This window comes from Sphingomonas turrisvirgatae (genome assembly GCF_001721295.1).
GTDB classification, from domain to species: Bacteria; Pseudomonadota; Alphaproteobacteria; order Sphingomonadales; family Sphingomonadaceae; genus Sphingomonas; species Sphingomonas turrisvirgatae.
The window spans coordinates 62,023-74,117 of the sequence record NZ_MDDS01000012.1 but is presented as its reverse complement, the minus strand read 5'-3'; the positions used below and the strand labels follow the sequence as shown (position 1 = coordinate 74,117).

Annotated in this window: 12 protein-coding genes; 7 read left to right on the top strand and 5 right to left on the bottom strand. The window is 63.5% G+C overall.

What is annotated here, in order from left to right:
• Nucleotides 1-33: 33 nt before the first annotated feature.
• The 5 genes from BFL28_RS05270 to BFL28_RS05250 form a co-directional block, all read right to left on the bottom strand.
• Complete coding sequence (locus BFL28_RS05270) at nucleotides 34-2,667, bottom strand: strawberry notch family protein (protein ID WP_069319562.1); 2,634 nt, start codon at nucleotides 2,665-2,667, stop codon at nucleotides 34-36.
• 173 nt (nucleotides 2,668-2,840) lie between these two features.
• Entirely contained in the window at nucleotides 2,841-3,245 is a 405-nt protein-coding gene (locus tag BFL28_RS05265; protein WP_069319561.1) for a type II toxin-antitoxin system VapC family toxin, read from the bottom strand.
• Nucleotides 3,245-3,490: a type II toxin-antitoxin system VapB family antitoxin gene (locus tag BFL28_RS05260; protein ID WP_069319560.1), complete on the bottom strand. Its 246-nt coding sequence runs from the start codon at nucleotides 3,488-3,490 to the stop codon at nucleotides 3,245-3,247. The genes BFL28_RS05265 and BFL28_RS05260 overlap by 1 nt, the downstream gene beginning before the upstream one ends.
• 194 nt (nucleotides 3,491-3,684) lie before the next feature.
• Complete coding sequence (locus BFL28_RS05255; protein ID WP_069319559.1) at nucleotides 3,685-5,712, bottom strand: ParB/RepB/Spo0J family partition protein; 2,028 nt, start codon at nucleotides 5,710-5,712, stop codon at nucleotides 3,685-3,687.
• 32 nt (nucleotides 5,713-5,744) lie between these two features.
• Entirely contained in the window at nucleotides 5,745-6,656 is a 912-nt protein-coding gene (locus BFL28_RS05250; protein WP_069319558.1) for a DUF7146 domain-containing protein, read from the bottom strand.
• Between the two features lie 155 nt (nucleotides 6,657-6,811).
• On the opposite strand from BFL28_RS05250, the gene BFL28_RS05245 reads away from it, so the two are divergent.
• The 7 genes from BFL28_RS05245 to BFL28_RS05215 all read left to right on the top strand — a co-directional run bounded on the left by BFL28_RS05245 (nucleotide 6,812) and on the right by BFL28_RS05215 (nucleotide 12,090).
• Nucleotides 6,812-7,564 carry a helix-turn-helix transcriptional regulator gene (locus BFL28_RS05245; protein WP_069319557.1) on the top strand — a complete coding sequence of 251 codons (753 nt, stop codon included), beginning with the start codon at nucleotides 6,812-6,814 and terminating at the stop codon, nucleotides 7,562-7,564.
• A 77-nt stretch (nucleotides 7,565-7,641) separates the two neighbouring features.
• A complete protein-coding gene (locus BFL28_RS05240; protein WP_069319556.1) occupies nucleotides 7,642-8,265 on the top strand; it encodes an acyl-homoserine-lactone synthase in 624 nt (207 codons plus the stop codon).
• A gap of 10 nt (nucleotides 8,266-8,275) precedes the next feature.
• Nucleotides 8,276-9,190 carry a phytanoyl-CoA dioxygenase family protein gene (locus BFL28_RS05235; RefSeq protein ID WP_069319555.1) on the top strand — a complete coding sequence of 305 codons (915 nt, stop codon included), beginning with the start codon at nucleotides 8,276-8,278 and terminating at the stop codon, nucleotides 9,188-9,190.
• Nucleotides 9,162-9,563 carry a MarR family winged helix-turn-helix transcriptional regulator gene (locus BFL28_RS05230; protein ID WP_069319554.1) on the top strand — a complete coding sequence of 134 codons (402 nt, stop codon included), beginning with the start codon at nucleotides 9,162-9,164 and terminating at the stop codon, nucleotides 9,561-9,563. The genes BFL28_RS05235 and BFL28_RS05230 overlap by 29 nt, the downstream gene beginning before the upstream one ends.
• A 236-nt stretch (nucleotides 9,564-9,799) precedes the next feature.
• Nucleotides 9,800-10,327, top strand: coding sequence for an RNA polymerase sigma factor (locus BFL28_RS05225; protein WP_069319553.1), 528 nt, complete (start codon nucleotides 9,800-9,802; stop codon nucleotides 10,325-10,327).
• Entirely contained in the window at nucleotides 10,324-11,382 is a 1,059-nt protein-coding gene (locus BFL28_RS05220) for a FecR family protein (RefSeq protein WP_069319552.1), read from the top strand. Before BFL28_RS05225 ends, BFL28_RS05220 begins: the two co-directional genes overlap by 4 nt.
• 294 nt (nucleotides 11,383-11,676) lie before the next feature.
• Nucleotides 11,677-12,090, top strand: coding sequence for a group III truncated hemoglobin (locus BFL28_RS05215; protein ID WP_069319551.1), 414 nt, complete (start codon nucleotides 11,677-11,679; stop codon nucleotides 12,088-12,090).
• Nucleotides 12,091-12,095 lie beyond the last annotated feature (5 nt).

The following is a 12,095-nucleotide window of genomic DNA, read 5'->3' as shown; positions in this document are numbered from 1 at the left end:
TAGATCCTCCAGCTTGTTGGGTCTGGGGTCACCTTAATTATCTGGAGTAGAATCGATGTCCTCATCTCGCAAATCTGCGCCTGCACGCGAACCGCTCGACATAAATCTCGACTGCAAAGAATATGTCTTATCCGGATCTCCGGATAAGACATATTCGCGGGGGGAGAGCTCGATATCGAGCATCGCGCGCTCGTCGGCGTCGAGGCCGGCAAGCCGGCGATCAAGCATCGCCTCGGCGGTCGTCACCAGCTGGACGATCACATGCTGGCCCGCCTCGCGATGCCGCTCAATCGCGTGCAGCAGCGTCGGCAGCTTCATCGCGAGGAGCACCTGGCCAAAGAAGCGCTGCTTAGCGCTCTCGAAACGTGACAGTGCGGCGCCCTTGGCCTGCCCGTTCAAGGCCTTGCCGCTCATCCGATCGACGATGTTGGTCGCTTCGAGCACAGCGTCGAGGTGACGGTGGATCACGCTCCAGGCGTCGGCATAGGCATCGTAGACGGCGATCTGATCCGACGAGAGCGGATGTTCGAGTGGGTTGTATTCCACGCCCTGGAACGTGAGTGCCCGCGCCGTGTAGAGCCCAAGCGCCTTGAGATCGCGCGCCACGATCTCCATTGCCGCGATCCCGCCGCTGGCGATTGCCGCCATAAACGCGTCGCGACTCTCGAAGGCCGTGCCCTGCCCCCACAGGCCGAGGCGCGTGGCGTAGCACAGGTTGGCGGGATCGGTTGCGCCAGTCGCCGAGATGTAGAGGACGCATGCACGCGGCAGCAAATTCTGCAGGCGCACGCCGGCGAGGCCCTGCTCGGAGCCCTTCTGGGTCCCGCGACGGGTCTCGGTTCCGGCGGCATTGGCGAGTTCATGCGCCTCGTCGAACGCGATCACGCCCTCGAAGTCCTTGCCAAGCCACTCGACGACCTGATGCAGCCGCGCCCTCGCATCGTCGCGCTGGGACCGGAGCGTCGCATAGGTCAGGAACAGGATGCCGCTCTGCATGGTCACCGCCCCCCCGAACGGGAATGCATCCAGCGGCTGGATGTCGATCGGCAACCCGCCAAGCGCCGCCCAGTCGCGTCGCGCGTCCTCGATCAGCGCACTGCTCTTCGAGATCCAGACGGCGCGCCGGTGGCCGCGGCACCAGCGATCGAGAATACAGGCGGCGACCTGCTGCCCCTTGCCCACGCCGGTCCCGTCGCCGAGCATGAAGCCCATGCGATAGGCACGGCCGGTCTCGTTCGCCGACAGCAGCGTGCCTGCGTCATTGGGCTGATGCCGTCCGGCCAGATCGCGCTCGAAAGCCTGGCCCGCATAGACGACTGTCTCGAGCTGGGCATCCGAGAGCGCCGCAACCGCTCGTGGTGGAAGCAGCGGTCGGTAACTCGGTTCAGGCGGTAAAATCGAAGACATGGCCACGGATTCCACGAGCTGGTCGGGATGCGGCGCTGCGCCGGGGATCGTCATTCGTGCGAGGCGCCACGGCACATAGATGCCGATCTGTTCGCCGGCCGGTGCAGGTGCACCGAGGACCTCATAGTCAAGCAGCTGCGGCTCGCTCTGAATCGGCGCAGGTGCGATCGGCCTCGCGACACTGCTGCGGCTCAGGGAGGCGAACAGCCCTGTCGAACGCGGCGTAGGAGCGCTGAGCCGCATGGCAGGCGGCGCGGGCGCGGGCGGATCGCCGGGATGGAGACGAGCCGGAAGCGCGAGTACCAGATCCAGCGCCTTGTCGAGTGCATTAACCGTCGCCCGCTCGGCCACGCCCTGCCAGCCTTTGTCGAAGACACACAGCCTGACCGAGATCGACGTGCCGTGCTTGGCATAGGGCTGACCCGTGATGGTGATCTCGGCGCGCGGCGGCACAAGGCTCGCAACAGCGTCATAGCTGCTGGCCGCGGTGCCATCATGCGCGAAGGCCGGAGACATGATCGCGACGCATCGTCCGCCCGGGGCCAGGCGCGCAAGCGCGGACCTCAGGTGCCGCGCGCCTGCGTGGCGGTCACGGCCGCGTCCCTCGCTGCGGGCGAAGGGTGGGTTGATGAGGACGACGGTGGGTCGCGCCTCCATACCGAGCAAATCGTCGACGAGCTCGGCGTCGTGCGTGGTGACCGGTTCATCGAATACCTGCTCGATGAGTGCGGCACGCAGCGGGTCGCGTTCGTTCAGGATCAGGCCAGCACCCGCGCACCGAGCGTGAACCGCGAGCATTCCTGTCCCCGCCGATGGTTCGAGCACCGTGTCGGATGATCCGATCAGGGCGGCACGCGCCGCCAGCCAGGCAAGCGGCATCGGTGTCGAAAATTGCTGCAGCTCGACCTGCCGCTCACTGCGATAGCTCTGTGTGGGAAGTGCCAGGCAGCCAGCCAAAATGGAGGCAAGCGCCTCGTAAGGATCCTCGGGCAAACCATCCCGGTCGCGAAGCAGCGCCCGCACCTGCGCCAGCTCGAGCGCGTCATAAGCGTCGCGCAAACTCCACGCCCCGGACGCATCGCTCACACCGAAGCGCTCGGTCATCAGCCGGGTCAGCGAACGGCGTGAAAGGGACCGGTGCTCGACGAGACGTTCGGCGAGCAACCGCGCCGCCGCGTCGAGCAGGCGAGCCTTCTTGTCGATGGGATCGTATCGTGCATCGATATCGGGATCGATGGCGGCGAAGAGCGGATAGGACATGAAGTGCCTCCAGAGCGATGATGAAGGCTGCTGCCTTCAGCAATTCGCTCCCCACTCCCCTTTCGCGGGGCAGGTCGGCATGCCTGACTGATATGATGCAGGGGCTCACCGGGGCCGGGCGAGGCGTAGCGTAGCGTGACGTGGCGGCCTAAATCACTTCAGGGCGATTGATCCTAGGGAACGGTCTCGAGATCGGTCTGACGAAACTCATCATCTGTCGCGAGGATGGGAACGCGATAGAATTTGGCGCAGGCATAGTGGAGGCAGTCGCCCAGATTGAGACCAGAGCGGCCAGCACTAAATCGATGGGCCGCGTACAGCGCCAGCCGCGTCGTTTCGGCAGCAGCGGGCATGTCCCTCAGCTCAATCCCACGCTCATCCAGAAACTCGAGAATGACCTCCCCGGCTTTCTCTACTGATGTATTGAGTTTGTCCGGTCGAGCCAGGCCGATTGCAGCCTCCAGGATGGCGATCGGCGAGGTGAGCGCACTACTAGCCTTTGCAATCGCATCGGAGATGCGCTGCGCTTTCCTTTCATCCGAGAGAATCGCGATGATCGCGCAGGCGTCTAAGTACATCAGCGCTCGTCCCACATCTCGTCAAACACCTTGCGGGAAAGCGGCTTCTTAGCGACCCCGGTTGGCCCGACGCCATGTTTTTGCAGAAGGCGCGCTGCCGTCTCGCGAGGCGTTTCCTCCTGGCGTCGACGCTGGATCGCCTCTCTCATCGCGATGACGATGGCATCGGTAATCCCCACACCGGCGATATCAGCGAACTTGCGTGTGAGCGCATCAGCCTCAGCATTGTTGACGTTGATCGCCATTTCCACCTCGTGTAGATTTCTAACTATCAAAATGTAGATATCGCAATCCCACCTTGCAAGGAAAACAGGGGTGCCTGCCACAATGTCTGGACCGGCAAGCGCGCGATCAATTGGCGCGCTATAACGATGATTTCGAGCGGTGTTGCAGATGCCAGGGCCGGGCGAGCACCCGGCCCTGGTAAGGTTCACCAAGTTCAGGCCGCCTGCGCCAGCGTGTCCGGCTCCGCGCCCATGGCCCCTTCGTCCTGCTCGCTCGCCTCGACGGTTGGCGCGTCGGCGATCACCGCTTCCTCCGCCTGTGCCACGCCCATTTCGCCATTATCGAACCGCATCGCCGCAGGCAGCCAGGCGAGCGCGCGCGCCTTGATGTCCGCTTCGGCGATAATTTGGCCGGCGAACAGCTTCTCGGCGGATGCCGCCAGATCGAACTTGCGCGAGGACGCGTAACGGCTCTTTAGTTCGACGCCACCAATCTCCTCGAACAGCTTCAGAATCCCTGGCTTGGTGATCCGGTCGAAGAAGTTGCGCGCCGTCGGACGCCACCATGCCGCGACATCGATCCCCAGCTTCCGGCCAAGGTGAACGACGAACGAGCTTCCGGTCATTCCATCAGGCACCGCGTGCAGCGTGCGCGCCACTGCCCAGCCCAACCAAGCGGCTCGCGCCCCCTGGTCGAGTTCGCAAAAGGCATCGTAGCGATCCTCGACTTCCTTGTGGCTGATCCACGACCGGTTGAGTCCTTCGTCGAGCTTGGCCCAGGCCTCCGCCGCGGGCGTGCCGCTCTCGAAGCCATGCACCCGCGGGCTCGGCGCATTCGCGCGGAGCTCGCTCGGCATGCCGTGATAGCTGGTAAGCCGCGTGGCACTATCGACCATGATAAAGGTGCCGAGGTCGAGCGCGAAATGCGGATCGTTCGCGACGTGGACGGCAAGCAGCTCGGTCTTCATCATCGCCAGCTCATCGCTCAGCCGCTGGCTGAATTTGACCTGGACGGTGTCGTCCGTGTCGTCGTCGGCTTCGCTGTCGCCCTCACCAGTTTCACCGACCTCCGCATCGGCATCGGCCTCCGGCGCCGGCTCGACATAGAGCTGCTCATGGATGCGGGGCTGGCCATCAGCGCCGATCACGACATAGGCGATCGCCGCGGCACGCTGTTCGTCGCTGATGACCTCACCGGTATCGCCGATCGCCTCGAGCTCGCTTTCGAGCGCCTCGATCCGCTCGGTCTGTACGTCGGAATATTCATCGGCTTCCTCGGCGGCGGCCTCGATCTCGCTCAGCTCCGTTTCAATTTCCGACTTGCGCGCCGCTGAGTCCTCGCTGAGCGGTACGGGTTCGCCATGAATGCGGCCAAGCCCGCAGGTCGCCATATAAGGGACGTGGAGCGCAGGGACGACTCGAACTTCGGCAAAGCCCTCGCGTTCGCGCAGTGCGGCAGCGGCAGTCTGCAACCGCTCTTCAGCGAGACGATCGACAAGCTCGCCATCGAGCCAGATCTCGCTCGCCGCGTCAGTGAACAGATCGCCATCGATGCGGCCGCCGGCAGCTTCATACGCTTCCCGGCCGACCAGCAGCGCCTTGGGATCACTGCCCTTATAGCCACCGTCCACCAGCATGCGGCGGATTTCGTGGACGTTGGTGGCGTGATAGCCGGCGCCAAGACGCTCGAACACGCTGGCCTGCCGCGCCGGGTCTGAAGTGCTGGCGTACGCAATCGCGACATCGAGGGTGATGGACCCATCACGCAGTGCCTCGAACACAGGTTCTGCGAGACTCGCGAGGCGGAGGCGACCCCGGACGAAGCGTTCAGTTAGTCCAAAGCGCTTGGCGACATCGGCCGGCGTCTTGTTCTCGATGTCGATGATATCCTGAAATGCGCGACAGGCGTCGGCGGGGTTCATCTCGAGATTGAAGAAATTCTCGGAGAAGCTGATCTCAATCGAGTCCTTGGCGTCCTTCAGCACCAGGACGGGAATCTCGTAGTCGGCGGGGAAGATGCCCGCCGTCATATTTGCGTGGACGCCGTCGAGTCGGCGCCCTCCAGCAAGAATGCGGTAATGGCCTTTCTTCCGCGCCACCGGCAGGGCCACCAGGTTCTGGATCAGGCCATTCGCGGCGATATTGGCTGCCAGTTGGGCATCGGCCACCGGGTCGGACGACTTGCGCACATTGGATGGCGATTTGGCGCAGTTGGCCGCCTTGACGAAGATGATGTTGGTCATGAATTCGAACTCCAGTGCGGACGGCCTGACCTTCAGACCGCATGCCGCACCGGCCCCGCCTCCCTCTCCCCTTCCATCACAAGTGCATCGTTCCAGTCCTTCTGGCCAAACCAGGGCCAGATTGTCTCAATCACGATATCCAATCTGGCGTAGGCGTCCCGGGCCTTGCGCTCGGCGCGTCTGCCACTGAGATCAGCATCGGGCAGAAGGACCAGGCGTCGAACACTCGCGGGAATGGCTATGTGAGACAGGCGCTCGCCGCCCAGCGTCGCCCACACCGGGATGCCAAGCAGCCGAATGGCGGACAGCGCGGATTCGACACCTTCCGCCAGGCCCAGCGCAGGACCTGCTGGTGCGAGTTGCACCGCACCTCTGAGCGGCCGACCCAGTGTCAGCTTCGGCCTGACAAGGCCGGTCGCCAGTCCAGCCCCGGCGGGATGGATGAACGAGCGTTGCACCGCCACGAGCGAGCTATCCTGGCGCACCGCGGCGATCAGGGCTGGCCGAAATCGAACTGCCGGCCTCCGGCCCAGGGGCGTCGAAGCATGGTAGCGCAAGGCCGATGAATTCGCGTCGAGCGTGCGGCCCGCGAGATAAAGGGCAGCCGGGGTACCGACGAGCGGCGCGGACTCGTTCCAGATCTTGCGGGCTTGGTCTGCGAACCCAGCTGATGGAATGCCCGGTTCGACGCGCATGCGAGATCGATCCGCTGGAACGGCAAGCCGGCGCTGCCGAATTTCGCGAATCACATCAGCGGTTTCGCAACCGGCAAAGCATTTGAAGAGCAGACTGACGGTGCCGACACGGACCGACAGGCTGGGCGTGCGATCGTCATGCGCGGGACAGTGACACATGGCCCCTCCCCGCCGCCAGCGGCCGCCAAGGCTGTGCAGAATGCGTGCGGCTGCTTCTTCAAGCTCGGGAATGGTGCGGACGATCGGCATAGGTGGCTCCTCGCCACCTCACTCCCCCTTCCCATTTACCGCTTCGAAACGACCCGATTTGAATGATTATCATTCTCAGTCCGCCACAGAATATGCTAGAATGCGTGGCTGGACTGGAGAGGAGGTAGTTTGCCCCCGACCGACGAGGCCGTCCAATGCACAGCAAGTTTTACGAAGACATCAATCGGTTTCTCTCCATCCAGGACAGTGGCCAGCTTCAAGAGCGTCTCGAAGCCGCCACGCACGACCTAGGCTTCAAATGGTATGCGATGGGGCACCATGTCGATCTTCGCGGCTCACCCGAGGACGCGCTGCGTCTCAGCAACTATCCCTCAGACTGGATCGAACACTCGCTGGCGGAACGCTTCTATGCCAGTGATCCGATCCATCGGGCCAGCACGCGGACCGCTACTGGCTTTCTGTGGTCGGAAGTCAGCTCGCTCATCGACCTGACCCGCCGTGACCACGACATTCTTCAAGCAGCAAGCCGGCACGGCCTTGGCGAGGGCTTCACCGTCCCAGTTCACGTCCCCGGCGAATATCGCGGCACTTGCTCATTTGGCACCACTTCGCTCGACGATCTCGGGCGTCGCGCATTGCCCTTGGCCAGCATGACCAGCAGCTACGCATTCGAAGCGGGGCGACGCATCCTGCGGGCGGAGCGGCGGACCGCAGAACCGAGCGGCGATGTCCCGCTTCTCACCGATCGACAGCGCGACGCGATCGTCCTCGTTGCGCGCGGAAAGGCGGATCCCGAGATCGCTCAGCTGCTCGGCATCTCGCAGGCCACCGCGCATGAGCACGTCGAAAATGCCCGCCGCGCCTATGGCCATGCCCAGCGCCCGTACTTGGTCGTCCGGGCGCTGTTCGATGGCCAGATATCGTTCAGTGAAGTGCTTCGCCGGTGAGCAACCCTCCGATCAGAGGGTGTCCGCTTTGCTCACTCTCCTAGAACTGAGCTGCCGCCACATGGCGGGAGCTAAACATGATCCAGATTATCAAAGGGAGCCGCGCGCTGGGTGCCTCTCCCATTCTCGACAACATGCACCGGGCGCGCAAACACGTGTTCGTCGATCTGCTGAAATGGAATGTGCCGGTCGTGCGAGGCGAGTTCGAACGCGACCAGTTTGACACCAGCGACGCGATCTATCTTGTAAGCACCGACGACAAAGCTGCGCACCTTGGGTCATTCCGGCTGCTGCCGACCGACCGGCCACACCTGCTGGGCGCGCTGTTCGCGGAATTGTGCGATGCGCCAGTTCCAACGGGGCCTGACATTCTCGAGATCACGCGGGGTTGCCTGTCACCACGGCTGCGCGCCGCGGAGCGGCTGCGCTTGCGCAATCGTTTGATCAGCGCGGCGGTGGATTATGCGCTCGACAACCACATCTCCGCTTTCACTTGTGTCGCCGATTCAGGCTGGCTTTCGCAGATCCTGGCGATGGGTTGGGATTGCGAGTTGCTCGGGATGCCGCGTCTCGTCAACGGGGTGACAACTGGCGCGCTGCGGATCGATATCGAACCCCGCACGGTCGATGTCCTCCGGCAGGCTGGCACCTATATCGCAAGCGGCCTCCGCAACGGCGCTGCCGCGTCGCTCGCTGCGTGAGGCGGGCGCGATGACGGTACAGCAGCAGCGCTTCTCGCCAGAAGCAGTCGCTTCGTGGTCCGCCGCGCTACGGCGCGACGGCTATTGCATCATCCCGGATGCGGTCGATACCAGCGCGGTCGACACCCTGGCCGGCGATCTGGCCGGCGCGTTCGAGACGACGCCTGCCGCCTCTGGCCCCTTTTACGGCCCATGGACCAAGCGTTTCCACGGGCTCCTTGGCCGCTCGGCGGAGATGGACAGCTTCGTGCGAGACCCCCTGATCCTGTCGATCGCCGAGGAGATCCTGCTGTCTGGATGCGAGGTAATTCAACTCAACCTCACTCAGGCGATCGAGATCATGCCTGGCGGTCGCGAGCAGCCGCCGCACCGCGATCAAGACATGTGGCCAGTCCGCCAGCCCGGCCTCGAATATCTCGTCAATGTAATGTGGCCGTTTACGCCCTATACGGCCGAGAATGGCGCCACGATCCTCTGGCCTGGCAGCCACCTGCGGCAGGATGAGATCGTACTCGATTCGAACGAGGCAATCGTCGCCGAGATGGCTCCGGGCAGCGCGCTGCTATTTCTCGGCTCGACCTTGCATGCGGGTGGCGCCAACCGCACTACGGAGTCGCGGCGCGGCATGATCGTGAGCTACAGCCTTGGCTGGCTCAAACCCTACGAGCTGCCCTGGCTTGCTTATCCGCCCGAAATCGCACGAACCTTTCCTCGCGAGCTGGCGAAGCTGGCGGGTTATCGCTCCCACCGGCCAAATCTCGGTACCTTTGAGGGGCGCTGTGCCTCTGACCTGCTCTCCGAAGATGTCACTCCCAAAGGCGCAGTGGACGCCTTGCGACCGGAGCAGGAAGCGTTGATCGAGCAATATTATACCGGTCCGTTTGACGGTGGGCAGCATGGTTTCGCAGCTCCACCGCGCAAATGAGGCGCAGACCGCAGCGCGGCTGGACGGGCTTCGTGCGATCGCCAAGCTCACCTTGCGGTTGCACCAGACGATCGGCGGACGCATTGGCCAGGACCTGTTTTCAGCCCCGGCAGTCGACATGCTGTTCGACCTCTACATGCAGACGGACCGGCAGCCGATTTCATTGACCAGCCTGTGCGGGGCGTGTTCGGCGCCGCCCCGTACAGCGCTCAATACAATCAACCGGATGGTCGCGCGCGGCATGCTCGAACGATCGGCGGATCCGGATGACGGCCGTCGAATTCTAGTGTGCCTGTCGGGACAAGGCGTCGCATTGCTCGACGCTTGTTGCGCGGAACTTCGATCATTGTTGATCCAGTTCGGATCACGCTGAGGCTGCCGGACTTGCCCTGCGCAGTTCCTTGAGGCAGTCTTGACGCACGAAGCGGAAACTGCCGGCGGCCGCTTCATGGATTATCTCCGCCAGGCATCACGAGCGCTGAACCGCGAAGGTTCGCCGCAAGCATCGGCTCTCCTGTCGGCATCCCTTGGATGCTGTGCTCGTGTGTTTTTCGCGCACGCATGTCGAACGTATCGACGTGCCTCGCAACTCGGCCGGCGCCTGAGGCCATGCTCGATCCCGTCGGGCCGGCCCTGGGCGTTTCGTCTGAGGATGACCGCCGCCTCGCCGCGATCTATCGTGAGCGGGCGCCTCAACTCGTCCGCTATCTGCGCACGCGGCTGCGTGGGGGCGAAGGCGAGGACCTTGTACAGGACGCCTTTGCCCGCCTCGCTCGCCGCGGTTCGCTCAGCGCGTTGCAAAATCCCGAGGCGTATCTCAAGCGCATCATTCGCAATCTGCTCATCGACCGCAAACGCAGGGCCGCGGTTCGTCCGCAGCTTGTCGAACTGGATGGCAACCAACTGCATGTGCGGGCTGAACAATGCGACGGGATCGAGCTAGCGCAGTTGCAGGCAGAATATCGTAGCGCCGTGGAGAGCTTGCCGCCGCGCACGCGACAGGTCTTCCTTCTGCATCGAGTCGAGGGCCAGAGCATGAAGGATATCGCCGCTGATCTCGAGATCAGCACACGAACCGCTGAATGGCATGTTGCACAGGCGATCCTGAAAATCGGCGAGGCACTGGGCCGCCCATGACTGATCAGGCACGATCCGACGGGCCGGGGCGCGGCTCGCTCACCGAGGAAGCGGCAGTTTGGTTCGCTCGCATGCGCGGCCCCGATGCCGAGGCGCACCGGCCCGCCTTCGAGGCGTGGCTCGCACACGGGGCGCCGCATCGCAGCGCCTATAACCGCGCAGCCGAGATTTTCAGCATGGGCAAGTTTCTCGAGATCGAACGGTTCTCGCCAGTCCTCAACTACGGGGTCGAGGCGGAGGGGCGGCAGCCCTCGTTCTTCAGGCGGGGTGTGCTGGTCGCCAGTGTCGGGGTGCTCGCAATGCTCACCGCATGGTTTGCCGGCGGCCCGGCGCTGATCGGCATTGAACAGGCACCTGAGGTGGCTGAGCGGGTGTCAGCTGGAACCGCGGTCTATTTACAGACCGCCGCTGGCGAGAGCAGGATCGAGCGATTGGCTGACGGCTCGGTGGTGACGCTGGGCCCGGCAAGCCGGTTGCGTGCCCGCTTCGGCGTCATGCGCGAACTCACGCTCGACCAGGGACAGGCACTGTTTCAGGTCGCGCACGAGGTCCGGCCCTTCGTCGTTGACGCGCGAGGCACGCTGGTAACTGCCAGGGGCACGGTGTTCGACGTGAGCATCGGCGCTCAGCAGCGGGTGACGGTTCGCCTGCTCCAGGGCCTGATCGACGTCGAACGCCCGATCCGCAGTGCGAAGCCGGTAGTCGAGCGATTGCGGCCCGGCCAATCACTCGTGATCGATATGCTGTCAGCGGGCGTTTCCAGCGGCACCTCGCCGGTCGATTCGCGAGGCGCGGCGTTTTCAGCGCCGAGAGTCCAGTATCATGCTGGCGTTCGGGAATTCGAAGCTGCTCGACTGGGCGATCTGGTCGCCGAAGCGAACCGTTTGGCCCGCATTCCGATCTGGCTCGCCGATCCTGAGCTGGGTAACCTCAAGGTCTCGGGACGGTTCGATCCTAAGGACAGCATCGTGCTGGCCACGCGAGCCGCCACGATCTTTGATCTCGAGATCGATCGCAGCGATCCTTCGCGGATCGTCCTGGCGTCGCGTCGATAAGTCGCAAGGCCCGTACAATCTTTGATTTACCCCGCATTCGCTCGAAAGCCGCGCTTTGCAGGGTAAATGTTGATTTTTAGCCATTAGCCCCGAGCGAAATCCCCAAAAGAAGCCTAGGGACGAGAGACAAGGCATGGCCTTGCTTAATGCGGTCTGGCAGACGATGACGCATTATGCACTCGATAGCGGCTTCCGAGACGAACTGCCTCAGGAGCTTCTACCCCATTTCGATCGCTGGGACGGGCAGAATCCTGCGCGATGAGATGAACGCGATCAAATGTCTGAAGACTTCCAATGCCTGATAGCGATGCCATCGAGGCCGCGCTGCGGCCGCTTCTCGACGCGTTCTACGCCAAGGTGCGCCAAGATGCGCTGATCGGGCCGGTGTTCATCGAAGCAGTACATGACTGGCCCGAGCATCTGGCGCGGATCGCCGATTTCTGGTCGTCCGTCATGCTGTCGAGCGGCCGCTACAAGGGTGATCCCGTCGCCAAGCATATGGCGCATGCATCGCGGCTCACGCCAGAGATGTTCGACCGTTGGCTCGCTATTTGGGCGGAGACCACGAACGACTTGCTGGCGCCGCCCGTGGCCCAGGCGCTGCAGGGCAAGGCAAGGCGCATCGCCGAAAGCCTGCAGCTCGCGATCCGCTACCCGTCTCCGACGCAAAGGGAGCTGATGAAACGCTCGCACCACGACACACGCTGATTGTC